General features: G+C 70.6%; 23 protein-coding genes and 1 riboswitch. Of the genes, 11 read left to right on the top strand and 12 right to left on the bottom strand.

The genetic code is table 11. From position 1 onward, the window contains the following. Window positions 1-100 precede the first annotated feature (100 nt). The 4 genes from B042_RS0112005 (at window position 101) to B042_RS0111990 (ending at window position 2,816) form a co-directional block, all read left to right on the top strand. On the top strand, window positions 101-283 hold the full coding sequence (locus tag B042_RS0112005) for a DUF6104 family protein (protein WP_028648497.1): 183 nt from the start codon (window positions 101-103) through the stop codon (window positions 281-283). 136 nt (window positions 284-419) lie between these two features. Then, complete coding sequence (locus B042_RS25710; RefSeq protein WP_155989044.1) at window positions 420-596, top strand: hypothetical protein; 177 nt, start codon at window positions 420-422, stop codon at window positions 594-596. A 381-nt stretch (window positions 597-977) separates the two neighbouring features. Beyond that, window positions 978-1,829 (top strand): DUF4097 family beta strand repeat-containing protein, encoded by an 852-nt coding sequence (locus B042_RS0111995; RefSeq protein WP_028648496.1) that lies wholly within the window; start codon window positions 978-980, stop codon window positions 1,827-1,829. Further along, window positions 1,830-2,816, top strand: coding sequence for a helix-turn-helix transcriptional regulator (locus tag B042_RS0111990; protein WP_028648495.1), 987 nt, complete (start codon window positions 1,830-1,832; stop codon window positions 2,814-2,816). A gap of 79 nt (window positions 2,817-2,895) precedes the next feature. Here the strand turns inward: B042_RS0111990 and B042_RS0111985 are convergent, their stop codons facing one another. After that, window positions 2,896-4,023, bottom strand: coding sequence for an NADP-dependent malic enzyme (locus tag B042_RS0111985; RefSeq protein ID WP_231493964.1), 1,128 nt, complete (start codon window positions 4,021-4,023; stop codon window positions 2,896-2,898). Window positions 4,024-4,643: 620 nt separating this feature from the next. Between B042_RS0111985 and B042_RS0111980 the strand changes: the two genes are divergently transcribed. The 3 genes from B042_RS0111980 to B042_RS0111970 all read left to right on the top strand — a co-directional run bounded on the left by B042_RS0111980 (window position 4,644) and on the right by B042_RS0111970 (window position 6,629). Then, the gene (locus tag B042_RS0111980) at window positions 4,644-5,228 is read left to right on the top strand and encodes a class I SAM-dependent methyltransferase (RefSeq protein ID WP_028648493.1); all 585 of its coding nucleotides are present in this window, start codon (window positions 4,644-4,646) and stop codon (window positions 5,226-5,228) included. Window positions 5,229-5,403: 175 nt separating this feature from the next. After that, a complete protein-coding gene (locus tag B042_RS0111975; protein WP_028648492.1) occupies window positions 5,404-5,829 on the top strand; it encodes an anti-sigma factor in 426 nt (141 codons plus the stop codon). Between the two features lie 68 nt (window positions 5,830-5,897). Further along, a complete protein-coding gene (locus tag B042_RS0111970) occupies window positions 5,898-6,629 on the top strand; it encodes an RNA polymerase sigma factor SigF (RefSeq protein WP_028648491.1) in 732 nt (243 codons plus the stop codon). A gap of 41 nt (window positions 6,630-6,670) precedes the next feature. Here the strand turns inward: B042_RS0111970 and B042_RS0111965 are convergent, their stop codons facing one another. Further along, window positions 6,671-7,060: a hypothetical protein gene (locus tag B042_RS0111965; RefSeq protein ID WP_028648490.1), complete on the bottom strand. Its 390-nt coding sequence runs from the start codon at window positions 7,058-7,060 to the stop codon at window positions 6,671-6,673. Window positions 7,061-7,183: 123 nt separating this feature from the next. Between B042_RS0111965 and B042_RS0111960 the strand changes: the two genes are divergently transcribed. Continuing rightward, a complete protein-coding gene (locus tag B042_RS0111960) occupies window positions 7,184-8,116 on the top strand; it encodes a diacylglycerol kinase family protein (RefSeq protein WP_028648489.1) in 933 nt (310 codons plus the stop codon). A 284-nt stretch (window positions 8,117-8,400) separates the two neighbouring features. Beyond that, on the top strand, window positions 8,401-8,655 hold the full coding sequence (locus B042_RS0111955; protein WP_028648488.1) for a WhiB family transcriptional regulator: 255 nt from the start codon (window positions 8,401-8,403) through the stop codon (window positions 8,653-8,655). A 15-nt stretch (window positions 8,656-8,670) separates the two neighbouring features. Here B042_RS0111955 and B042_RS0111950 read toward each other — a convergent pair whose 3' ends face one another. Further along, window positions 8,671-10,218 carry a sensor histidine kinase gene (locus tag B042_RS0111950; protein WP_028648487.1) on the bottom strand — a complete coding sequence of 516 codons (1,548 nt, stop codon included), beginning with the start codon at window positions 10,216-10,218 and terminating at the stop codon, window positions 8,671-8,673. A gap of 142 nt (window positions 10,219-10,360) precedes the next feature. On the opposite strand from B042_RS0111950, the gene B042_RS0111945 reads away from it, so the two are divergent. After that, window positions 10,361-11,101 (top strand): GntR family transcriptional regulator, encoded by a 741-nt coding sequence (locus B042_RS0111945; protein ID WP_028648486.1) that lies wholly within the window; start codon window positions 10,361-10,363, stop codon window positions 11,099-11,101. Between the two features lie 10 nt (window positions 11,102-11,111). On the opposite strand, the gene B042_RS0111940 is transcribed toward B042_RS0111945, so the two are convergent. The 4 genes from B042_RS0111940 to B042_RS0111925 form a co-directional block, all read right to left on the bottom strand. Then, on the bottom strand, window positions 11,112-12,446 hold the full coding sequence (locus tag B042_RS0111940) for an HD-GYP domain-containing protein (RefSeq protein WP_028648485.1): 1,335 nt from the start codon (window positions 12,444-12,446) through the stop codon (window positions 11,112-11,114). Next, window positions 12,446-13,753 (bottom strand): HD-GYP domain-containing protein, encoded by a 1,308-nt coding sequence (locus B042_RS0111935; RefSeq protein WP_028648484.1) that lies wholly within the window; start codon window positions 13,751-13,753, stop codon window positions 12,446-12,448. The genes B042_RS0111940 and B042_RS0111935 overlap by 1 nt, the downstream gene beginning before the upstream one ends. 831 nt (window positions 13,754-14,584) lie before the next feature. Next, window positions 14,585-14,893, bottom strand: coding sequence for a mycothiol system anti-sigma-R factor (gene rsrA / locus B042_RS0111930; RefSeq protein ID WP_028648483.1), 309 nt, complete (start codon window positions 14,891-14,893; stop codon window positions 14,585-14,587). Next, window positions 14,890-15,609 (bottom strand): sigma-70 family RNA polymerase sigma factor, encoded by a 720-nt coding sequence (locus B042_RS0111925; RefSeq protein WP_051415649.1) that lies wholly within the window; start codon window positions 15,607-15,609, stop codon window positions 14,890-14,892. Before B042_RS0111925 ends, rsrA begins: the two co-directional genes overlap by 4 nt. 305 nt (window positions 15,610-15,914) lie before the next feature. On the opposite strand from B042_RS0111925, the gene B042_RS0111920 reads away from it, so the two are divergent. Next, entirely contained in the window at window positions 15,915-16,736 is an 822-nt protein-coding gene (locus B042_RS0111920; protein ID WP_028648481.1) for a class I SAM-dependent methyltransferase, read from the top strand. 41 nt (window positions 16,737-16,777) lie between these two features. Here the strand turns inward: B042_RS0111920 and thiC are convergent, their stop codons facing one another. From thiC to B042_RS0111895, 5 genes are all read right to left on the bottom strand, one after another. After that, complete coding sequence (gene thiC / locus B042_RS0111915; RefSeq protein ID WP_028648480.1) at window positions 16,778-18,454, bottom strand: phosphomethylpyrimidine synthase ThiC; 1,677 nt, start codon at window positions 18,452-18,454, stop codon at window positions 16,778-16,780. Next, window positions 18,448-18,559, bottom strand: a riboswitch (TPP riboswitch). Its footprint overlaps the gene before it by 7 nt. Before the next feature lie 87 nt (window positions 18,560-18,646). Beyond that, window positions 18,647-18,817: a hypothetical protein gene (locus B042_RS25705; protein WP_155989041.1), complete on the bottom strand. Its 171-nt coding sequence runs from the start codon at window positions 18,815-18,817 to the stop codon at window positions 18,647-18,649. A 494-nt stretch (window positions 18,818-19,311) separates the two neighbouring features. After that, window positions 19,312-20,154, bottom strand: a complete 843-nt coding sequence (locus B042_RS0111905; RefSeq protein ID WP_028648479.1) for an SOS response-associated peptidase — start codon at window positions 20,152-20,154, stop codon at window positions 19,312-19,314. A gap of 126 nt (window positions 20,155-20,280) precedes the next feature. Further along, a complete protein-coding gene (locus tag B042_RS0111900; RefSeq protein WP_231493948.1) occupies window positions 20,281-22,143 on the bottom strand; it encodes a GDSL-type esterase/lipase family protein in 1,863 nt (620 codons plus the stop codon). Between the two features lie 192 nt (window positions 22,144-22,335). Further along, window positions 22,336-22,851, bottom strand: coding sequence for an NADPH-dependent FMN reductase (locus tag B042_RS0111895; protein WP_028648477.1), 516 nt, complete (start codon window positions 22,849-22,851; stop codon window positions 22,336-22,338). Window positions 22,852-22,975 lie beyond the last annotated feature (124 nt).

Here is a 22,975-nt window from a genome sequence, read left to right as displayed (position 1 = left end):
CGCCGAAGCGAGGAACGAGCAAGAAGGTAGCGACGACGAAGAGGCCGGTTCTCCGCGCCCCGAGCCCCGACCGAGCCTGCGAGGGCGTAGAAAGCACAGCATGTACTACACCGATCGCGGAATCGAGGAGTTGGAGAACCGCCGCGGCGGCGAGGAGGTCAGCTTCGCCTGGCTCGCCGAGCAGTTGCGGGTGTTCACCGACGTGCACCCCGAGTTCGAGACCCCCGTCGACCGGCTGGCCACCTGGCTGGCCCGGCTGGACGACGAGGACGACGACGCATAGCGCACAGTGACGCGAGGGGCCCGGGAATCCTCCCGGGCCCCTCGCGCGTGCGCGCTCTCCCTCCCGCCGTTCGGCGGTCGCGCGCAACGCCTCCTCACTGCTGGGCAGCCGCAGCACCAGGAGGCGGGATCCGGGGATGAGCAGCCGCATGGTGGTCGTGGGCAGCCAGGCGAACACCCTCTCGAACCAGCCGCCCGTCGGTTCCATGGCGGTCGTGAGCGCCGTGTCGACCGTGATCAGCACGGCGTGGGCGGCCAGGACCGCCCGCCGACCCGCCCCCTTGGTGAGCCGTTCGACGGCGTGGACGTGGTGAGGGAGTGCCAGTCCAGTAGGAGGAGCACGGTGCCGAGGAGGGCCACCCCGTTGACGAGGGCAGCCGGGACGAGCAGCGCCCGCAGGAACCTGAGGGCGTGTGGCGGCCTGGGCCGCCTCCGCGGATCGGCCCCGATCACGATCGACCGGTCCGAGATCTGGACGGGCTCCTGCTCGGGGGAAGGATGCGTCGGTGACTCCTGGGGGAATGTGCACCCATCCAAGCGGATATACATCCACGAAGCGCCACAGAATAGGCATCGGTTCATCTCAGGGATCGCCCCCGCTGTTCCCTGAACGCACCCGTAGATCCGCGACATATCTTGAGTTTGCCCCACTCGCGACATATCGTGAAAGTAACGAGCGAACGAAAGGGTGCACGATGGCACGTTGGACCATCGACAAGCCGTTGACGCACACGTTGGACGGCATCGTCGCACTGCGCGTCCGCATCATCGGCGGTCACGTCAACATCCTCCCGACCGACGATCCGGTCACCTTCGAGATCAGCGACATCACCGGCGGCCCCGTCCTGGCGACCCAGGAGGCGGGCATCCTCACCATCACCTACGAGGACCTCACCGGTCAGGGGCTCCTCGACCGGCTCAAACCGATCCAGCTCAACGGCTACAAGGGCATGGGCGGGCGCAAGGCCACCGTGAACCTGCGGCTCCCGGCGGGCTGCCCGGTCGAGGTGAACACGGTCAGCGCGGCCGTGGTCGCCGCCGGGCTCAGGGCCCGCACCTTCCTCCGGACCGCCTCCGGGGAGATCACCCTCGACGACGCGTCGGGCACCACGGAGATCAGTACGGCGACCGGCCAGACGTCGCTGCGCAACCCGTCGGGCACCCTGAGCTTCAGCAGCGTGAACGGTCCGCTCGCGGTCGCGGGCGGACGGCTGTCGGGGTTCGACGCCAAGTCCGCCTCCGGCCAGATCCTCGCCGACACCGACCTCGCCCCCTCCGGACGGGTCCGGCTGAACACCGTCTCCGGCGAGATCGCGCTGCGGGTGCCCGCCGAGACCTCGGCTGCCGTCGAGATGCACTCGGTCACCGGCAAGCTGGACAGCGACTTCTCGCTGGAGAGACGCGAGGCCCCGGCACGCAAGGCGCTGAGCGGGAAGATCGGCCCCGGCGTCGACCCCGCGACCATCTCCACCCGTACCATGTCCGGACGGACCGCGCTGCTGCGCCGTGCGCCCGAGGCACCCGCGGCGATCCCCGAGGGGGCCTGAATGAGCACCATGTTCGGCCACGGCAGGCTCCGGCTGTACCTGCTCAAACTGTTGGACGAGAGCCCCAGGCACGGCTACGAGATCATCAGCCTGCTCCGGGACCGCTTCCTGGGCGTGTACTCGCCCTCCCCCGGCACCATCTACCCGCGCCTGGCACGCCTGGAGGAGGAGGGCCTGGTCGCCCACACCGAGGAGGGCGGCCGCAAGGTCTACCGGCTCACCGACAAGGGACGTGAGGAGCTGCGCGCACGCGAGGGCGACCTGGCCGACCTGGAACAGGAGATCACCGATTCGGTACGCGACATCGCGCGGGCGGTCAAGCAGGACGTGCGCGCCACCATCAGCTCGCTGCGCGAGGAGCTGACGTACACCGGTTCGGGCACCCGCCGGCCGGAGCCCGAGCCCGCGGACACGCGGCAGGGGCACACCGAGGACTCCGGACAGGCCCCTCCGTCCGAGGAGGCCTCCGCCGCGCGAACCGGTGACCGGGGCCCCGGGGACAAGGAGCGCGCCTGCGGCGACGGCGGCCCGTGGGCACGCGAGTGGGAGCGGTTCGCCCAGGGACTCGGAGGGCTGGGCGCCGTCTGGGGCCGCGGACAGACGAAGAGCCCCGAGTTCGACCAGGCCCTGCGCGACTTCACCGACCGGGTACGCGACGTGGCACACGAGGCGGGCCACGTCGGCGAGGCGGCCGTCACCGACCTGAAGCGCATCCTGGACGAGACGGTCGAGGTGATCCGCCGTGACGTGGGCCGCTGGGGTCCGCCCGGGAAGGAGGGCGGAGACGAGACACCCACCGGCTCCGGCCGTTCGTCAGAACCGGAACGGCCCCGGGAGGCGTCCAAGACGACAGAACCGGAACCGGAGACGGCCCCCTCGGGGACCGCCGAAGGGCCGGGGGAACCCGAGTCCGGGCCCGGCCCCGAGGGATCGTCCGACCCCTGGGGCACGGCCGTCGGCGAGCAGGACGAGCGCCGGGACGGCTGAACGGGGACCGACCGCACGGGACGGGCCCGAGGGGCGCCGCGGGGGCGCGCTCCTCGGGCCCGTCCCGGGAACGGTCCCCCTACCGTGTGACGCCGTCCTTGTGCGCCTGCTCGGCGACGGCGGCCGCGATGGCCGGGGCCACCCGCTCGTCGAAGGCGCCCGGGATGACGTAGTCGGCGGACAGGTCGTCACCGACCAGCTCGGCCAGCGCGGTGGCGGCGGCCAGCTTCATCTTCTCGGTGATGTCGCCGGCGCCGGCGTCGAAGGCGCCGCGGAATATGCCGGGGAAGGCGAGGACGTTGTTGATCTGGTTCGGGAAGTCGCTGCGCCCGGTCGCGACGACGCTCGCGTACTTGCGGGCGACGTCGGGGTGGATCTCCGGGTTGGGGTTGGCCATGGCGAAGACGATGGAGTCCTTGGCCATGGTGGCCACGACCTCCTCGGGGACCTCGCCCGACGACAGCCCGATGAAGACGTCCGCGCCCTTGAGCGCACTCTCGATGGAGCCCTGCAGACCGGCCTTGTTGGTGATCTCGGCCAGTTCCTGCTTGACGGGGGTCAGCCCTTCGCGGCCCTGGTGGATCAGGCCCTTGGAGTCGGCCACGGCGATGTCGCCGATCCCGCCGTCCAGGAGCATCTTGGTGACGGCGACCCCGGCGGCTCCGGCGCCGGAGACCACGGCGCGCAGGTCGCCGAGGGCGCGCCCGGTGAGGCGCGCGGCGTTCTGGAGCGCGGCGACGGTCACGATGGCGGTGCCGTGCTGGTCGTCGTGGAAGACCGGGATGTCCAGTCGTTCACGCAGCTTGCGCTCGATCTCGAAGCAGCGCGGCGCGGAGATGTCCTCCAGGTTGATGCCACCGAACGACGGGGCCATGCGCACGACGGTCTCGACGAAGTCGTCGACGTCGGTGCAGGTGAGGGCGATCGGCACGGAGTCGACGCCGCCGAACTGCTTGAACAGCAGCGACTTGCCCTCCATGACGGGCAGCGAGGCCTCGGGGCCGATGTTGCCCAGCCCCAGGACCGCTGTGCCGTCGGTGACGACGGCGACGAGGCCGCTCTTCCAGGTGTAGGTGTCGACGAGCTCGGGGGTCTCGGCGATGGCGTCGCAGACGCGGGCGACGCCGGGGGTGTAGGCCAGGGCCAGGCTCGCGCGGTCGTTCACCTCGACGGAGGAGGTGACGTGCAGCTTCCCGCCGCGGTGCATCGCGAAGGCGGGATCCCGGTCCAGCTCGGTGGGGTCGTTCAGGGAATGGGAATGCGCATCAGTGGACAACTTTTCAAACCCCTCAGTTTTCGCTGTACGCCCGACGTCGGCCATGACGTGGGCGGACTCGGCAGTGGCGAGGCCGCACGCGAAGACGTGTGAGTGCTAGGGGAGCCCTCCGGGACAGTGGGCCGCCGGTGCCACGGCGGGGTGTCCGGGGAGGGGCGTTCTTCGCCGGACTCTTATGCGAGTGCAGTGCGGCCGCCTCTCACGGGGTTGACCCGTACCGTGATTCTCTCATAACGGAGCCCGAAGGAGAATCGCGGGGCGCGAACTATAGACCACACCTAAACATCCGCTCATGCGACACATACCTTGGAAGTACCAGAAAACAGCTGTGGCTCCGCCGAGACAGGCGTGTTCGACACGTCGGACGACCCCCTTCCTATAATGTGACCCACATCACTAGTGAACCACTCAACCCGAACCCACACCTTCGCGTGTTCATCAGGGGCGGTCCCGCTCTGTTCAGGGAAACACCCGCCACGCGACTTGACCCGACGCCTCATTGGTCGCAGAGTCATTGCGCAGGGGCATCCTCATCGCTTTCAGGGGACGACATGGACCCGCTCACCGAGCGCGCACGCAGGACCTGGAACCGCCGGGCGGCCCTGGACGCCCTGAGCGGGATGTTCGAGCCCCCCGCACTGAGACGCACCCGGGAGATCCTGTGCTCGGGGGCCCGCGGAGAAACCCTGGAGGTCGCCGTGGGCAGCGGGCGCAACCTCCGCCACTACCCGCCCCAGGCGCGGCTGACCGGCCTCGACCTCAACCCGGAGATGCTGGCACGGGCCCGCGAGACCGCGCGGGGCCTGGGGGCGCTGGTCCGCCTCGTCGAGGGCGACGCCCAGGCCATGGAGTTCCCCGACAAGACCTTCGACACCGTGGTGTGCGTGATGGGCCTGAGCGTGGTCGCCGACCGGCACAGCGCCATGGCCGAGATGTACCGCGTGCTGGTGCCCGGGGGGCGTCTGCTGTTCGTCGACCACATCACCCACTCGCGGCTGCCTTCGGAGGAGAGGCGGCGCGAGCGTGCGCGCACCCTCCACCGGGACTCCGCGACCGCCGTCGGCTTCGACGTGGGCCACCACGACCACCTCGGGTTCGGGACCGTCGAACGGATGGTCGCCACCCGGCCGGACTGACCGCCGCCCGGGGCGACGCACGCGCCGCCGCGGTTCTCCTCGAAAGCCCGGACCTGCGCTCCCCGCCGTGGTCGGCGCTCCACGCGCGGACACGATCCCGCTTCCCTGCGGCGGGGGGAGGGCGAAACGAGATACATTGCAGTCAAGCGGCAACCTCGCCCCCCGAAGGAGGGACGTGACCGAAGAAACCGCTGTGCCCACGGCCGACGCCATCGGAATCCGGGACGCCGTCACCGTCACGCTGCCCGCGGACAGCGCGTATCTGTCCGTCTTGCGGACGGCGACGGCGGGTCTGGCCGCACGCCTCGACTTCACCCTCGACGAGATCGAGGACCTGCGTATCGGGGTCGACGAGGCATGCGCCATGCTGCTCACCCAAGCGCTGCCCGGCACAGAACTGACCACAGAGTTCGAACTCACCCCCGAGGCGATGCGCATCTCCGTCTCGGTCATGACCGCGGACGGACGCCTGCCAGCGCGCGACACCTTCGCCTGGACCGTCCTGTCCGCGCTGGCCGGAGACGTCGACGCGGGTGTCGGGGTGGACGACCGCGTCCGCATCGTCCTGTGCAAGCACCGCGGCACGCTGGAGTCCACGTGAGCGAAAGGGGGCCCGCTCTGACAGCGAAGACCGAGCACGCCGTGCCCGACCGGGCCCGTGCGAGACAGTTGTTCGAGCGCCTGAACGAGCTCGACGAGGACTCGGAGGAGCGGCGCCGGATCCGCGACGAGCTGGTGGAATTGCACCTCCCCCTCGTCGAGTACCTGGCCCGCCGCTTCCGCAACCGCGGGGAGTGGCTGGACGACCTCACCCAGGTGGCCACGATCGGGCTGATCAAGTCCATCGACCGGTTCGACCTCGAACGCGGGGTGGAGTTCTCCACCTACGCCACCCCAACCATCGTCGGTGAGATCAAGCGGCACTTCCGCGACAAGGGCTGGGCCGTGCGGGTCCCCCGCCGTCTCCAGGAGCTGAAGCTCTCACTCACCAAGGCCGTGAGCGACCTGTCACAGCGGGAGGGGCGCTCCCCCACGGTGGCGGAGCTGGCGGCGCACCTGCAGATGACCGAGGAGGAGGTGCTGGAGGGCCTGGAGTCCGCCAACGCCTACTCGACCGTGTCGCTGGACGCTCCCGACAGCGGGGACGAGGACGCCCCGGCCGTCGCCGATTCCCTGGGGATCGTCGACGAGTCGCTGGAGGGTGTCGAGTACCGTGAGTCGCTCAAACCGCTCCTGGAGCAGCTGCCCCCGCGGGAGAAGCGCATCCTGCTGCTGCGCTTCTTCGGCAACATGACGCAGTCGCAGATCGCCCAGGAGCTGGGCATCTCCCAGATGCACGTCTCGCGCCTGCTGGCGCGCACCCTGGCCCAACTGCGCCAGGCGCTCACCACGGACGACTAGACGGTGTCTTCCAGTTCGTGTCCGGGCCGACGGCCGCGGGGCTACTCCCCCTCACGCGGGGGAAAGAGCGCCGCGGTCGTCGGCGGGGCCAGGACCGCACCGCCGGCTCCCAGCGCCACGGTGAGCATGGTCCCACCGATCGCGTGCTGTCCGCTGGTGAACATGTAGTAGGAGACCACCGTGAGGAACAGCGCGGTGACGACCACCGGAGTGCGGGCCCACTCGCGCAGCCGCCACAGGCCCACTGACACGTACACCAAGAGCGCGCCGACGCCCACACCCAGGAGGGCGAGCGGCAGCGCCGAGGTGAGCGAGGCGGCCCGGCCCGAGAACGCGGCGAAGAGGCTGTACAGACCGCCGACCGCAGCAGCCGCCCCGACCAGGGCTTCCAGTACCGCCGCGACGACGACGGTGAAGGGACGTGTAGACACCCGGAAAGCCTATACGCCCCCGGCGGGACCTCTCCTGGGACCTCTCGCCCCGCCCGGCACCCGGGAGGCCTCGGTGCCCCGGGTCAGAGCACCGTCTTCGGGTACAGCTCCTAGACTGAGGGCGTGCGCGCCCTCTTCATCGTGAACCCCCAGGCAACGACGGCCACGCCTCATATCCGGGAGGCGATCGTCGACGTACTCGCCCAGGAACTGGACCTCACCGTGGTCGAGACCGCCCACCGCGACCACGCGAGCACGCTCGCCCGGGACGCGGCCGGGGACGGGTTCAGCGCGGTGTTGAGCCTGGGCGGCGACGGCACCGTCAACGAGGTGGTCAACGGGCTCCTGACCGCCCCGGAGGGGCCGCCGCGCCCCCGCTACGCGGTGATCCCCGGCGGAAGCGCCAACGTCTTCCTGCGCTCGCTCGGCCTGCCCGGCGACCCCGTCGAGGCGGCGCAGACGGCGGTGGAGGCGCTCCGACAGGGCCGTGAGCGCGAGGTGAACCTGGGCCGGATCACCAGCGGCGAGGACGACCGCTACTTCACATTCTGCGCGGGGTTCGGCTGGGACGCGGACGTGGTCCAGCTGGTGGAGCACGAACGGTCCCAGGGGCGCAAGGCCACGCCGGCGCTGTACGCGGAGGCCGCCATGAAACTGTTCTTTCGCGGTGACATCAGGGATCCGTCCCTGCGGGTGGTCACCGAGGACTCGGTTCTGGAGGGCTCGTATTTCGCCATCGTCACCAACACCACACCGTGGACGTACGCGGGTGCACTGCCGCTCCAGCCGACCCCGGATTCACGTTTCGAACTGGGCCTGGACGCGTTCGCGCTGACCGACTCCTCGCATGCCGCAGTGGGATGGGTGCTTTCACAGATGCTGTTCCCCAAGGGACTGCCGGCGGAGGGCGAGGGCTACACCACCTGGCATGACCTGGGGTCACTGGAGATCTCCTCGTCCCACCCCAGGGCGTTCGAAATCGACGGCGAGTACCTGGGTGAGCGCGAACGGGTCACCTTCCGCTCCGCACCGAAGGCACTGCGCATCTTCTGTTAATGCTCAAGAAAGCGATTATTAACAGACCGTGTGACGCATCCGACACGCCGATCGGAGAGTTCCGGGCCGGGCAACTCTTGCACCGGCTTCCGAAGCCTGTCACGCTCAAGATATCGCCCCGAGTTACGGGCGAGTTAATCGGGCGCTTCCCACATGGCCGTGTGTGGAACACGATCCGTCCCGGCCTGCCCCCTCCGGTGGGAACCCTCCACCGGGCGCCCCGCGCACCTTGATCGTGAAAAAGTTCACAACCCCCGATCACCTCACCGTGAGGAGTGGACCGCATGGACTGGCGCCACGAAGCAGCCTGCCGTGACGAAGACCCCGAGCTTTTCTTCCCCATTGGCAACTTCGGCCCCGCACTGATCCAGATCGAGGAGGCCAAAGAGGTCTGCCGCCGCTGCCCCGTCAGCTCCGCCTGCCTGAGATGGGCCCTGGAGAGCGGACAGGACGGCGGTGTGTGGGGCGGTACCAGCGAGGACGAGCGGCGCGCCATGCGCAGGCGCGGCCTGGCTCGGCGCCCGATGGTGCGCAGCTGAGAGGGTCGGCGGGTGCTAGGGCAGTGACCCCTCCTCGTGCTCCACGGGCAGGCTGATCGCCACCTCCGTACCGCCGTCGTCCCTCGGCTCGACCGCCAGGGTTCCCCCCAGCTCGCCCACGATGAGGGTCCGCACGATCTGCAGACCCAGGCTCGTCGTCCCCTCCAGGTCGAAGTCCTTGGGCAGCCCCCCGCCGTCGTCGGAGACCGCCAGCTCCAGAACACCCGCCTTGGCACCGCCGGGTGCCGCGTCCGAGCGGCGTACCCTGACCTCGATGTTGCCGGGGCCCTGTCCGAGGCCGTGCTCCACCGCGTTCTGCACCAGCTCCGCCAGCACCATCGACAGCGGCGTGGCCACCAGGGCCGACAACAGACCGAACCCGCCGGTCCGCCGGGGTACCACCGTGCCGCCGGTCGAGGAGACCTCGGCTGCCATCTGCATGACCCGGTCGGCGATGTCGTCGAAGTCCACAACCTCGTCGGGTGTGTGCGAGAGCATCTCGTGCACGATCGCGATCGAGCCCACCCGGCCGACGGCCTCGTCCAGCGCCGCGCGCGCCTCGGGTACGTCCAAGCGCCGGGCCTGCAACCGCAGCAGCGCCGCCACCGTCTGGAGGTTGTTCTTCACCCGGTGGTGGATCTCCCGGATGGTCGCGTCCTTGGTCATCAGCTCGCGCTCGCGCCGTCGGAGTTCGGTGACGTCGCGCACCATCACCAGGGCTCCGATACGCACCTTGTCGATGACCAGCGGTATCGCACGCAACTGGACGGTGACGCCCCGCGCGTCCACCTCCGCCTCCTGCGGCGCCCGGCCGCTGGCGGTGTAGGTGAGCGCCTCGTCCCGGGCCTCGCCCTGCGCCGCCAGTTCGAGGGTGGTGCGGTCCAGACGTGCCCCCACCAGGTCCGCGGCCAGCCCTAGCCTGCGGTAGGCGGACAGCGCGTTGGGGCTGGCGTAGACCACCTCGCCGTTCTGGTCGATCCGCAGCAGCCCGTCGCCGACCCTGGGCGAGCGGACCATGAGCGGCCCCTGGTCGCTGAAGGGGAACGCGCCCTCGGCGATCATCTGCGCCAGGTCCCCTGCGCTCTGGAGGTAGGTGAGCTCCAGGCGGCTGGGGGTACGCGCCGAACTGAGGTTGGTACTGCGCTGGATAACCCCGATGAGGCGGTCTCCCCGGCGCACCGGGACGGTCTCCTCGCGCACGGGCACGCCCCCCGACCAGTCGGGATCGCCGTCCCGGCAGATGCGCCCCTCGCGCCAGGCGCGGTCGATGAGGGCCAGGCGGCCGACCGCGCGCAGCATCGGCTTGGCGGAGGAGGGGTCGCCCGTGTCGTCCCGCAGCACCGTCTCCACCAGATCGTCCTGGAACGCCGTCGGTCCGGTCGTCGGGCGCATCTGGGCGACCGCGATCCAGCCGTCGTCGTCGCGCAGGCGCACCCACAGGACGAGATCGGCGAACGACAGGTCCGCGAGGAGCTGCCAGTCCGAGACCAGGGACTGGATCCACTCCATGTCCGCTTGCTTGAGCGGCGTGTGTCGCCGGATGAGATCACTGAGGTGAGGCACTCACAAATCATCCCATGAAGGCGTGCATACTCAAGAGGTACGCACTCGACCAGTGGTCCACACCAATCGGTGGTCTTCGCACCGACCGACCGGCCGCCACGGCGGGGCGCGTGGACCGAGCGGGACGCCTTGGAGGAGACCGATGGCAGGTCAACGCACACTGGACGGCAACCCGCGGGTGCCGAAGTACTACCAGGTGAAGAAGCAGCTCCTGGAGCTCATCGAGGCGATGCCGGCGGGCAACCCGGTACCGCCGGAGCGGGCCCTGGCGACGCAGTTCGGGACCTCCAGGACCACCGTGCGCCAGGCGCTGACCGAGATGGTGGTGGAGGGGCGCCTCCTGCGCGTCCAGGGCAAGGGCACATTCGTCGCCAAGCCGAAGGTCGCCCAGATCCTCCAGTTGACCAGTTACACGCAGGAGATGCGGGCGCACGGACTGCACCCGGCCACCCGGATCCTGGACGTGAGCTACATCAACGCCGACGACCAGCTCGCCGAGCTCCTGGCGATCCGCTCGGGCGGGCGCGTGCTGAGAATCGAGCGGCTGCGGCTGGCCAACGGTGAACCGATGGCTGTGGAGACGGCGCACCTGGCCGCACGGCGCTTCCCCGGACTACGGCGCCAGCTCGACCGCTACGCATCGCTCTACGAGGCTCTGGCGAGCGCCTACGACGTGTCGCTCGCCGAAGCCGAGGCCTCCATCGAGACAGTCCTGGCCACGCCCAACGAGGCGCGGCTGCTGGGGGTGGACGTGGGGCTGCCGCTGGTCCTGCACTGCCAGCACAGCTTCGACGGCGACGGACACCCGGTGGAGTGGGTGCGGTCCCTGTACCGCGGCGACCGGTATAAATTCGTCACACGTCTACGCCCCCCGACGGACTGACGCAAGGGCTTCAGGCCCGGGCCAGGACGGTCGCCAGGGCGTCCACGACCCTGGGGTCGTACTCGCTGTCGGTGTCCATACGGAGCCGCTCCAGGACGGCCGCGCGGCGGACCTCGTCGTCGCTCCCGCCGACCAGGTCGTCGAAGGCGTTGGCGACCTTGATGATGCGGCTGCCCAGCGGGGGCGCGCCGGCCTCGCCGTCCCCGGCCACGGGCTCGCACTGGCGGCGGACGATCTCGGCGACCTCGTCCAGGACGCCGGTCTGGCGGATGATGTCCGACCCGAGCTCGGCGATCCGGCGCTGTTCCTTGGGCGAGGACAAGACGGTCGCCCCTCCGGCGATGGGCTCGTGCAGGGACAGTTGTCCGATGTCGTGCATCAGGGCCGCGTACTCCAGTTCCAGGAGCCGGTCCTCGGAGAACCCCAGTTCGCAGGCGATCCCGTGCGCGAGGTGGCTGACGCGGCGGGAGTGGCCGTTCTCCACGTAGCCGCCGACCTCGGTGACCCTGGACAGCGCGCGCACCGTCTCCAGGTAGGTGCGGCGCACCACCGCGTGGCGCCGGAAGGCGATCTGGGAGACCAGGAGCGGGGCGCTGAACACCAGAAGGCCCACGAGCCCGGTAACGGTGCAGGCCAGGGCGATCAGGACCCCGCTCGCGCCGATGGCGGCCCCCGTGGCGAACTGGGCGCGCACCTCGTCCCGGGCCGCGACCAGCAGGCCGGTGCGCAGCCGTTCGGCACGCACCGCCGCGGCCACCACCGCGTCGGTCAGCCAGGCGCACATCACGAGGAGGGTCATCAGGGCGCTGAGCCCGACCGAGGCCTCCGTCAGGGAGAGCGTGTCGGCCAGCGGGCGAAACAGCACGGCGATCAGCACCACGGTGAGCAGGCGGCGGGCGAGGTCTTCCATCCGCGGCCCGCGGCCGACCGCGACGTAGGGCAGCTCCCCCAGCGCCATGCCCAGGGAGACGACGGCGATCACCTGGGCCGCCGGGTGCTGGACGGGGTTGCCGCCCAGACTGATCAGCAGCGCGTAGCTGATCGCGCCCGCCGAGGCGATGGGGGCGACCTCCCGGTGACCGGGCAGAGTGATGCGCGACATCTCGCCGCCCGTGATGACCAGGCAGAAGGCCAGGGCGACGTAGGGCTGGACGGTGCCGTGCACCGCGGTCGAGACGAGGGCGAAGAGCGCCGCGGCACCTGCCGCGCCGACGAGTACGGCCCGCAGGGGGCGCGTGGTGCGCCAGAAGGGTCCGCGGGGCCTGTGGTGCCGGAGCGCGCCGCCCTCGGGGCCGGTCAGGGGCCGCCGGGAGGGCGGCTCCCCGCTCTCCCGTTCCTCTGCCATCACTCGCGCCCGCCGGTCACTGCCTCGGCGGGCGCGCCGCCGCCGCGCGCCGAGGCCCGATCGTCGGCGGGGGAGCCCTGTTCGGGCACCGTGTAGCTGCCGCCGGGCGGTTCGGCGATGTCGGGTGTGCTCCAGCCCTCGCGGGCGACGGCCCGCACGAGCGCCTCCACCATCCGCGGGTCGAACTGGGTCCCGGCGCAGTCGCGCAGTTCGGCGATGGCCTCGTCCACCGGCCACGCCTTCTTGTAGGAGCGGGTGGAAGTGAGGCAGTCGAACACGTCGGCCACGCTGATGATGCGGGCGGACTCGGGGATCTCCATCCCCACCAGCCCCATCGGGTAACCAGTTCCGTCCAGCTTCTCGTGGTGGTGGCGGATCCCGTCCAGAGTCTCGTCGAGGAAGCTGATCTCGCGGACGATCTCGTAGCCGCGCGTGGGGTGCAGCTTGATGACCGCGTACTCCTCGTCGGTGAGCCTGCCCTGCTTCTGGAGCACCTTGGTGGGCACCCCGAGCTTGCCGATGTCGTGCAGCATTCCGGCGTAGCGGATCTTCTGCACCCGTTCGGCGGGCATGCCGAGCTCCCGCGCGATCATCGCGGATGCCTCGGCCACGCGCATGCAGTGGCCGCGGGTGTAGTGGTCCTTGGTCTCGACCGCCTGGCACAGGGTGGCGAGGGTGGCCTCGTGGGCCCGTGCCTCGGCCGCCTGCTGGGCGAAGGTCCAGCGGGCGATGAACAGGGGCAGCAGGACCATCAGCGGAGCGATGACGCCGACCCCGCCCCACACGGCCGCGATGGCCAGGCCGAGCATCTGGTAGCCGATGGAGGACAGTTCGACCGCGGCCAGCGGACGCCAGTTGACCGGGCGCCTGCCCTGGGGGCGCTGGCCGCCCAGTGTCCACATCAGCACGCCGACGAGTGCGGAGTTGACCGCTGTGTGGGTCAGGACCGCGACGAGGTAGGGCGCGATGACGGCCGGAAAGTCCTCCCGCGCCGGCGGGCCGACACTGCCTCCGCACAGGAGGTAGGCGTGCCCGGCGGCGTATCCGGCCAAGGCGAACTGGGCCCCGTTGAAGAGCCGTTTCACCAGGTTCTGTCTGCGGATGGTCAGGCAGGAGGCAAACCCCACCACCGCCGCGCCCACGGGTCCGACCAGGACGACCGCGGCGAGCGATACCGCCGAACTCGGCGACATGCCCATCTTGCCGTGTGAGACGACGATCGTGCTGATGGACTCGGCGACCACGAAGAGGACGGCCACCAGGACCAGTGTCTTGAGGTGGATCCCCGAATACGGCCCGACCAACACGATGGCGACGGCGCTGGCGATGATGGTTCCGACATAGACGCGTGCGCCACCGGGAAGAGCCCGCACCCCCGTTCACCCCCTGCCGACGACGACTCAGACTGTCATGATTTCACCGGTTCTGTTCTACCACCAGGACCATCCGGCGAAGGCGGATACCGACCAAAGAACCATCATCACGACGTGCACCATGCCGATGAACACGGTTGTCCCCTCTCCCCGAGTCATACACGTGCCCACTCCCTGGACACGCGGAATAAATTACCCCATTCGTTGGATATGGAGTCCAGTTTAACGGCCAAGCGTAGCCACCCGATTACCCACGACCCGAACCGTACCCCGAACACACCCAGAAGAGCATCGATAATTCCATCATATGGAAATACTAATTCAACTAGGAAATGGGCGATCTAACTCTACGTAACACCAGAAGAGCAGTCGAGACCGCGCAACCCCCACCCTCACGGAGAAACCCGCACAGCAGGACACCTATACCCACCAGTCGCGACTACACATGGTCACATCATCATGCGGCGGCCAAGATCGACGGGAAAAATCATTCCGAGTCGATCACGACACGAAAGAGGGGCGCGCCGCCGGGCGTGTCGCCGCCCAGCGAAGGAACCAGACCTCCCACAAGTCGACCAAAACCACATCAGAGATACGGAATAATCCCATAAACAATACCCAATGATGGCAGAGCGTTCATAATATGACATTCGACTTTAATGGCGCATCTGCGCCACACCTACTCCGCACACGATACGGGGCGGCGGTGCCGGAGAATTCTCCGGCACCGCCGCCCCGTGCACCCGCCGTTTCGCGCCCCCCGGATCAGGTGGGGGTTCCGGGCCGTTCCACCCCCACCTCACGCGCCGCGTACTCCTCACGGGCCCGCGCCAGCCGTCCGAGGACCTTGTCCCGCAGGCCCAAGGGAACGGGGTCGCACCCGCAGTGCCTGGCGACCAGCCGCTTGACGGCCTCCTCCAGTCCGTACTCCTCCAGGCAGGGCCGACAGTCGTCCAGATGCTCGCGGACCTGGTCGCAGTTGTCGTCCTCAAGCTCACCGTCGATGTAGGTGTAGAGCTTGTCCAACACCTCACTGCACGAGATGTCCTTGTCCTTGCCGTGGCCGCCGCTCATCGCCGATCTCCCCGATCCGACCCACTCGCCTGTCCCCGGCCCTCCCCGGACGCGCCCCGCCCTGCGGTGGCGGAGGCCGCCTTCACGGGCAGGAACCCGCGGTCCACCGCGTACTCCTCCAGAAGCGAACGAAGCTGGCGGCGCCCACGGTGCAACCGGGACATGACCGTCCCGATCGGCGTGCCCATGATCTCCGCGACCTCCTTGTAGGCGAAGCCCTCGACATCGGCGAGGTACACCGCGATCCGGAAGTCCTCAGGCAACTCCTGCAACGCCCGTTTCACGTCGCTGTCCGGCAGGTGTTCGAGTGCCTCGGCCTCGGCTGACTTCAGCCCGGCGGCCGTGTGCGAGGCCGCCTGCGCCAACTGCCAGTCCTCGATGTCCTCGGTTCCGGCCTGCTTGGGCTCCCGCTGCTTCTTGCGGTAGGAGTTGATGAAGGTGTTGGTGAGGATGCGGTACAGCCATGCCTTGAGGTTCGTCCCCCGCTTGAACTGGTGGAACGAACCGAACGCCTTGGCGAACGTCTCCTGGACGAGGTCCTCGGCGTCCGCGGGGTTGCGGGTCATGCGCAGCCCGGCCGAGTAGAGCTGGTCGAGAAAGGGCAACACGTCCCTCTCGAAACGCTCCTCGCGCTCGCGTACCGTCTCCTGGCCCTCCTCATGGCCCTGTTCCAAGCCGGTCGGCCTCCCTGCGCTGGTCCCGGGTGGAGCATCCATACCCCAAAGATACGGTCCGTCCGACGGAATCCACACACCGCCGTCGCGTGGCACCGAGACGCGCTTCTTCTCAAGGCACGCACTGGCTCTCGGCATGGCCCTCCTTCCCAGGGAAGCGTCTCCGGGGCGTACTCGCCCTCGCGGTGACGGTCACAACAATGTTCTCTGCGGGCTGATTCCGGTGACAGGGCACCCGTTCACCCCCGATCCGCTTCCGTTCGGAGCGCGAACTTCGCTGATCGGCTGCGTCTGTGGAGGTGAGTCATGGGAGAGTGCGGGTAGGACCATTTCAGGATGGGAGAGGAGTGCACGTGCAACCGTCCTCGACTCCGGCCGCCGATCGCCCCCGGTCCCCGGCCGCCCAGTTCTCCGCCCCCGACCGGCTCTCGGACTACTGGCGCTTCTACTGGGCCGTCGCCGAAGCGCAGATCGGCGGCTGGCTCCCCTCCGCGCCCGCACGGCTTCTCGACCTGTCGAGCCCCGACTTCCAGGGCACGCACCGGGCCGTCGCCTCCGGACACGACGTCGTCACCCTGCTGCCGTCACCGGACATGGCCATGCGCCGCCCCCTGACCCTCGTGAACGGGCGCGCGGTCCCGCCCAGACCCGCCAGACGCGGCCGGATGTGCCCCGTCGTGGGCGACTCCGCCCTGATGCGCGCCTTCGCCTCCGAGTCCTTCGACGGGGTCATCGCCGACAACCGTGTCCTGTCCCGGCAACTGGCGACCGAGGCCTCCCTCGCGGAGATCACGCGGGTCCTGCGCCCCGGCGGACGGGTGCTCGCCTGCGTGGACTCGGTGGTGCTGGGAATGGCCCTGCTGGCCGAACAGGACTGTTGGCCCGAGCTCAGCCACGCCCCCAGCGCCGACGTGCTCCTGGTCCCCTGGCCGGACGGCTCCATCACCCGCTGCTTCACCGCGGAACAACTCACCGAGTGCCTGGCGGACGCCGGGCTCGAACTGGAGTGGCTCAAGCCGCGCACGGTGCTGTCGGCCTCCACGGTCGAGATGATGCTGACCCGCGACCCCAGATCGATGGGCCGCCTGGTGGAGATGGAGCTGCGCGCCACCGAGTCCGACGACTACGTGGGCGTACACCTGGTGGCCAGCGCCCGCAAACCCGACTGAGGCGCGGGGCGCGCCGAAGGACGACGCGCCCCGCCCACGGCTCACTCGGCCATCGGCAGGTAGACCCGGCCTCCCGAGGAGGTGAACTCCGAGGACTTCTCCGCCATGCCCCTCTCCACGGCCGCCACGGTGTCCAGCCCCCGCTCCCGGGCGTACTCGCGCACGTCCTGGGAGATCCGCATGGAGCAGAACTTCGGCCCGCACATCGAGCAGAAGTGCGCCGTCTTGGCGGGTTCGGCTGGCAGGGTCTCGTCATGGTAGGCCTGCGCCGTCTCCGGGTCCAGGGACAGGTGGAACTGGTCGCGCCAGCGGAACTCGAACCGCGCCCTGGACAACGCGTCGTCCCACTCCCGCGCCCCGGGGTGCCCCTTGGCCAGGTCGGCGGCGTGCGCGGCGAGCTTGTAGGTGACCACACCGGTCTTGACGTCGTCCCGGTCGGGCAGCCCCAGGTGCTCCTTGGGGGTGACGTAGCAGAGCATGGCCGTGCCCAGCCACCCGATCTGCGCGGCGCCGATCGCGGAGGTGATGTGGTCGTAGCCGGGCGCGACGTCCGTGGCCAGGGGGCCAAGCGTGTAGAACGGCGCCTCGCCGCACAGCTCCTCCTCCAGGCGCACGTTCTCCGCGATCTTGTGCATGGGGACGTGGCCCGGCCCCTCGACCATGACCTGCACGTCGTGGGCGCGGGCCAGGTGCGTGAGCTCGCCGAGGGTGCGCAGTTCGGCGAACTGGGCCTCGTCGTTGGCGTCGGCGATCGACCCCGGCCGGAGCCCGTCCCCCAGGGAGAAGGTGACGTCGTACTCGCGCAGGATCGCGCAGAGCTCCTCGAAGTGCGTGTAGAGGAAGCTCTCCCGGTGGTGGGCCAGGCACCAGGCGGCCATGATCGACCCGCCGCGCGAGACGATGCCGGTGACCCGCCGGGCGGTGAGCGGCACGTACCGCAGCAGGACCCCGGCGTGCACGGTCATGTAGTCGACGCCCTGTTCGGCCTGCTCGATCACGGTGTCGCGGTAGACCTCCCAGCTCAGCCGCGCGGGATCACCGTCGACCTTCTCCAGCGCCTGGTAGATGGGGACCGTGCCGATCGGGACCGGGGAGTTGCGCAGGATGCGCTCCCGGGTCTCGTGGATGCGCTTGCCGGTGGACAGGTCCATGACGGTGTCGGCACCCCACCGGGTAGCCCACACCATCTTCTCCACCTCCTCGGGCACGGAGGAGGTGACGGCGGAGTTGCCGATGTTGGCGTTGATCTTGACCAGGAAGTTCTTGCCGATGATGGTCGGCTCGGACTCGGGGTGGTTGCGGTTGACCGGGATGACCGCCCGGCCCACGGCGACTTCCGAGCGCACGAACTCGGGGGCCACGCCCTCGCGCTCGGCCACGAAGCGCATCTCGGGGGTGATGGTCCCGGCCTTGGCGTGGGCCAGTTGTGTGACCGCCCCGCCCACCGGCGGCAGGGAGTCGATCCACGGCCGCCGGGCCGGGGGCAGGCCGCGGTGGACGTCGATGTCGGCGGAGGGGTCGGTGTAGGGGCCGGAGGTGTCGTACAGGTCGAAGTGGCTGCCGTCGCTGAGCTCCACCCTGCGCCGGGGAACGCGGAGCGCGAAACCGGCGGGGTCGTCGATCTCTCGGTAGACCTTGCACGATCCCATGATGGGACCGGTGGTCACCTGGCCGCCGTCACTGGCGGAACCGGGGGAACGACCGTCGCTGGACGTCATGGCATGCCTCCCTACGTCGGAATTACCCGAACAGGTTCTGCGGTCGGCGACACCTTTGAGCCGCCCTCTCAGCCCGCCATGGCGCGAGCTCCCGCGTTGCAGTTGTCACAGGCCCTTGGGCCCCGCACACCATAACCGGGGGCGCGGTGCCCCCGTCCATCACCCCGGGGTCAGAAAAGTGTGGCCCCGGGCTCAGGAGGCGGCGGACCTGACCAGGCGGACGGCCCGGTGGATCCGGTCCAGGCCCAGGCCGTCGCCGGGGCGCACCGGGAACTGGTCATGGCCCGCCCCGGAGAGGAGCTCGGCGAAGGCCTCCACATCGGTGCCGGAGGGCGGGCCGCCGCGGGCGGCCTCCGCCCGCACCCGTTCCAGGAGCGGCTCTTGGCGGACCCGGACGTGGTTCTCCCGGCAGACCGCTCCTCCGCGGTGGCCCCGAGCGGTACTCGCAGCCCCCTATCACCGCGCGCCTCCCGAACGGTGCTGGACGCACTGGTCGCCCGCCTTCTCTCGCGTCCGTCCCGGCCACGCCCCTGGAGTCGGCGGGGCACTCGGTGGCGATGCCGGCGACCGGCTCGGTCTGAGCGAGCCGCTCGGGGCCGTCGGTGCCGGGCTGAGAAGCGAAGACGAGGGCGCCGGAGCCGTTGTCGCCGTCGGAGGAGGAGCAGCCGGCGAGCGGGAGCGCGCACGCGGTGGTGAGGAGGGTGAGCTGACGGGGAGGGTGTGCCCGCCGTTCCGCCCCTGTGGCGGGATGCCGACACGCACGACGAAGCCGGCAGACAGTGAACCCATGGTTTCGATACTGCTGGTTCACTTGCGGACGCCGGATGAACGTCCGCGCCGGAAGGGGAACGGACCCCTCAGAAGAGGGTGTCCGGTTCCTCCCCCGCCACGGGTTCGAGCAGGCCCGGCCCGTTGTTCTTGACGCTGTTGACCTCGGTGGACACCTCGTCGACCGCCAGCTCCGACACCGGAGTCGAGGCCAGGGTGTGGGAGAGGTCGGCGGACCCGGAGGCCGGGTCCAGCCAGACCCGCCAGTCCTGCTCGGGCACGACGACGGGCATGCGCTCGTGGATGTGGTCGAGGCCGGGGGCGGCCTGCGTGGTGACGACCGCGCAGCTCCACAGCCAGGCGGCGGGGTCGCTCTCGTCCGTCTCCGGGTCGCGCCAGCGCTCGAAGATCCCCGCCAGGGCCAGCGGAGCGCCGTCCCGGTAGCGGATCGCGAAGGGGCGCTTGGCCGCCTTGGACTTGCGCTTCTTGTGCTCGGGGTCGGTGGCCGGGGACGTGCTGGGCCGAGGGCGCCCGTCCGGTCCCACCAGCTGCCACTCGTAGTAGGCGTCGGCGGGCAGCAGGCAGCGGCGGCGGCGGTAGGCCGCGCGGAAGGCGGGTTTGTCGGCCACGGTCTCGGCGCGGGCGTTGATCATCCGGTAGCCGATGCCCCGCTCCTTGGCCCAGGAGGGGACCAGCCCCCAGCGCAGGGTGTGCAGCGAGCACGGGCCGGGGGACACGCCCTCCCCTTGCGGGGGCGGGCCGAGGACAGCGTAGACGGGCCTGCCCGGGGCGATGTTGTAGTCGGCGGGCAGCTCGTCCAGCGGCGGCCACGCCCTGGGGTCGGGCGGTTCCTCGGTGAGCGCCTCCTCGGGCAGGCCGAAGGCGAGCTGGAGCTGCCGGTGGTTCCTGGACTGGGCATAGCGACCGCACATGGGGCCGATCCTAAACTGCCGGGGTGACGCTTGCCCGTCGGAAAACGGCCCGTGGAAGGCCTACCGCGACGGCGAGCGCCCGGCACCTCCGGGCGCGGCAGGCGGACCGCTGCCCCCAGCCCGCGCTCAGGCGTCCTCCAGGACCAGAGTGGCCGAGAAGCCGCCCTCCACGTAGTCGCGGTGGGCGCGCACCACCACCTCGTGGGGGCCGTCCACAGTCACCCGCCACGCGGCACGGGTACCGGTCGCCCCCTGGGAGCGCCACCCGCGGCCGATGCCGGGGCCCCGGCCGTCGACGGGTGCGCACTCCGGCTCCGCCGGCTTGGCCGACGGTGCGGGCCGGGACGGCTCCGAGGGGACCGGGGCGGGAACCGTCGGCGCGGGGGCGGGCTGCTCCGGGAGCGGGGTCCCCTGCCCGGGGACGCCGGGGGCCCGCTGCCCCTCGCGGCCGGGTTCCTCGGATCCGCGGCCCTCGCCGTCCCGGTCGGTGCCGCCGTCGCCGCCCTGGTCGGCACCGCCGTCGCCGTCGCCGCCCCTCTCCTCGTCCTCCGCAGGGTGGTACGGCACCCGCGCCTCGTCCCCCGCATCGCACACCAGCGCCCGTGTCCACACCTCGTAACGGTCGGCCTCGGCCACCGCGTCCCACAGCACGCGCTCGCCGGCCACGCGCACGCCCGTCGGCGCGGGCGGCGGATCGTCGTCCCACACCCACCGGAGCGGTTCGGAGGGCACCCCCTCGTCCCTGCCCTTGTACTGGCGGACGGTGAACTCGTACTCGGCACCGCTCGACAGACCCTCGACCAGTACCGACCGCAGACCGTCCTCCCCCTCGGCCACGTCCACGGGCAGGACCGCCGCCTCGCCGGGATCGGGGTCCAGCCTGCGCCGGGTGACCCGGTAGGCCGTGGCACCGGGGACCGGCTCCCAACTGATCTCCAGGACCTCCCCATCGCGCTCGGCCTCGGGCTCGGGGGCCGTCAGCGGCCCGGTCCGGGGTTGCGCGAGCGGCCGGGGGTAGCGCTCCCCCACCCCCAGCGCTCCGGCCAGCGCGTCGGCGAAGGCGGCGGCGATGCGCACCTCGCCCCGCGCGTTGGGGTGGACGTGGTCCCAGTCGTCACGGGAGGGCACGTAGCCGTCGGCCACCCGGGCGACGGCCACCGCGGAGCCATCCGATGACAGCCGTTCGGCGAGGCCCGCCACACCGGCGTTGAACCGGTGGACCTGGGTGTTGACGCGGGCGTCGTCACCGGTGCCCTCCACCGGCGGGAGTTCGCCCACCACGAACCGGACCCCGTCCGCGGCGACCCGCACCGTCGAGACGATGTCCTCCACCGCCGCCAGGGCGTGCTCGGCGCTGCCCCCGCTCAGGAGGTCCTCGGTCCCGGCCAGGACCAGCACGTACTGGGGCCGGCCCTGGGCCGCGGCCTGGGCGGCGGTGCGCGCGAGTTCGTCCGCACCGCTCCCCCAGCGGGCCGCGTGGTCGGTGTCGAAGACGGGATCGGCGTAGTCACGGACGCCGTGCCCGCCCCCGTGGAGCCCGTAGACGCCGTCGTAGGGACCGACGAAGTCGGCCTCGACGCCGACCGTCTCCAGGTGCTTCCACAGCCGGTACCGCCAGGTGTGGTCACCGCTGCTTCCCTGGGTGAGGGAGTCCCCGACCAGCATGAACCTCAGACGCCCCTGGGCGGGGGCCTCCGAGTGCCCCGGGGAGGGCGCGCCGCCCCGGGGGACGCCCGCACCCCCGGTCCCGGTCCCGATGACGAGGAAGGTGACCGCCATGGCCGCGACCATGACGCCGAACAGGCCGAGGGGCCCGGGTTCGAACCGGGAGGGCCTGCCGTGGGAGGTCAGCAGCAGGAGGCGGTCGAACACGTGCGGGGCCAGCGCGGACCAGCGGTCCCCGAGCCACGCGGCGAGCGCACCGGGACCGCGGCCCGGCCCGCTCCCGCGTTCAGAGGAATCCTGCTCGGGCTCGTCCGAATCCTGCACCGTGCCCCATCCCACGCTGTGACGCCGCGCGTGCGTCGCGACCGGTCCCCACCCGCCGCGGGTGATCGGCTGGCCGGCGGGGGCGGGAGACCCTTCCCAGACCAGTATCCGGGACGGGGCCCGGATACGGGCACGGTTCGGCGACGAACACGTGCTCCGCCGCCGCGCGGGGCGGCCGCGGTCCGCCCCGTCTCAGACCGCGACGGACACGGCCTGGCGCAGGCCCGGAGCGGCGATGTCGGCCCACGCGCGCACCACGTTCCCGGGGCGGTCGGTCTCGTCGGCACCCAGGACGAGGCCGGGCTCGGCGACCCAGGCGCCCAGGTCGGCGAGCAGGACGCGCAGATCCTCCTCGATCCCGCGGCTGTTGCGCAGGTCCTCGACGACGGCGAGCGGAACCGCCACCGTGTGGCCCAGGCCCAGTTCGGGCAGGCGGTCCAGGAAGACCTTGAGCAGACCGGTGTAGGTGCCGTGCACCTGTGGGGAGGCCACGAGCAGGACGTCGCTGCCGCGCACCCGGGCCAGGGCGGCGTCGACCGCCTCGGAGGATTCGGCGAGCAGCTCGGGGCCGATCCCGGCGAGGTCGACGACCTCGGGGCAGGCGTCGACCCCCGCGCGGGAGGAGATCTCGGCGGCCGCGTCGAGAGCGGTGGAGTAAACGGCGGAGCGGGTCTGGGGTGCGGCGACGAGCACGGTGAAGCGGGTCATGGGAGAACTCCTGGGTTCGGACCGGAAGCGGGGAGGCGTCGGGGGGCGGTGTTCGTTCTTCGACACCGGAGGTGACAACGTTCCCCCGCCCAACCGGCACGGGCCGGTGGTCGGATTCGCAGGG

Origin of the sequence: Nocardiopsis sp. CNT312, from assembly GCF_000515115.1 — a bacterium.
Classification (GTDB): Bacteria; Actinomycetota; Actinomycetes; order Streptosporangiales; family Streptosporangiaceae; genus Nocardiopsis.
Note: the sequence above shows the minus strand (reverse complement) of the source record. Positions and strands in the feature narration are given on the sequence as shown.

Bases quoted from the DNA above. Each gene is read 5' to 3' on its own strand.
- B042_RS0112005 (WP_028648497.1), top strand. From the start codon at position 101: ATGTACTACACCGATCGCGGAATCGAGGAGTTGGAGAACCGCCGCGGC.
- B042_RS25710 (WP_155989044.1), top strand. From the start codon at position 420: ATGAGCAGCCGCATGGTGGTCGTGGGCAGCCAGGCGAACACCCTCTCG.
- B042_RS0111995 (WP_028648496.1), top strand. From the start codon at position 978: ATGGCACGTTGGACCATCGACAAGCCGTTGACGCACACGTTGGACGGC.
- B042_RS0111990 (WP_028648495.1), top strand. From the start codon at position 1,830: ATGAGCACCATGTTCGGCCACGGCAGGCTCCGGCTGTACCTGCTCAAA.
- B042_RS0111985 (WP_231493964.1), bottom strand. From the start codon at position 4,023: ATGCACCGCGGCGGGAAGCTGCACGTCACCTCCTCCGTCGAGGTGAAC.
- B042_RS0111980 (WP_028648493.1), top strand. From the start codon at position 4,644: ATGGACCCGCTCACCGAGCGCGCACGCAGGACCTGGAACCGCCGGGCG.
- B042_RS0111955 (WP_028648488.1), top strand. From the start codon at position 8,401: ATGGACTGGCGCCACGAAGCAGCCTGCCGTGACGAAGACCCCGAGCTT.
- B042_RS0111945 (WP_028648486.1), top strand. From the start codon at position 10,361: ATGGCAGGTCAACGCACACTGGACGGCAACCCGCGGGTGCCGAAGTAC.
- B042_RS0111940 (WP_028648485.1), bottom strand. From the start codon at position 12,446: ATGGCAGAGGAACGGGAGAGCGGGGAGCCGCCCTCCCGGCGGCCCCTG.
- rsrA (WP_028648483.1), bottom strand. From the start codon at position 14,893: ATGAGCGGCGGCCACGGCAAGGACAAGGACATCTCGTGCAGTGAGGTG.
- B042_RS0111925 (WP_051415649.1), bottom strand. From the start codon at position 15,609: ATGGATGCTCCACCCGGGACCAGCGCAGGGAGGCCGACCGGCTTGGAA.
- thiC (WP_028648480.1), bottom strand. From the start codon at position 18,454: ATGACGTCCAGCGACGGTCGTTCCCCCGGTTCCGCCAGTGACGGCGGC.
- B042_RS0111905 (WP_028648479.1), bottom strand. From the start codon at position 20,154: ATGTGCGGTCGCTATGCCCAGTCCAGGAACCACCGGCAGCTCCAGCTC.
- B042_RS0111895 (WP_028648477.1), bottom strand. From the start codon at position 22,851: ATGACCCGCTTCACCGTGCTCGTCGCCGCACCCCAGACCCGCTCCGCC.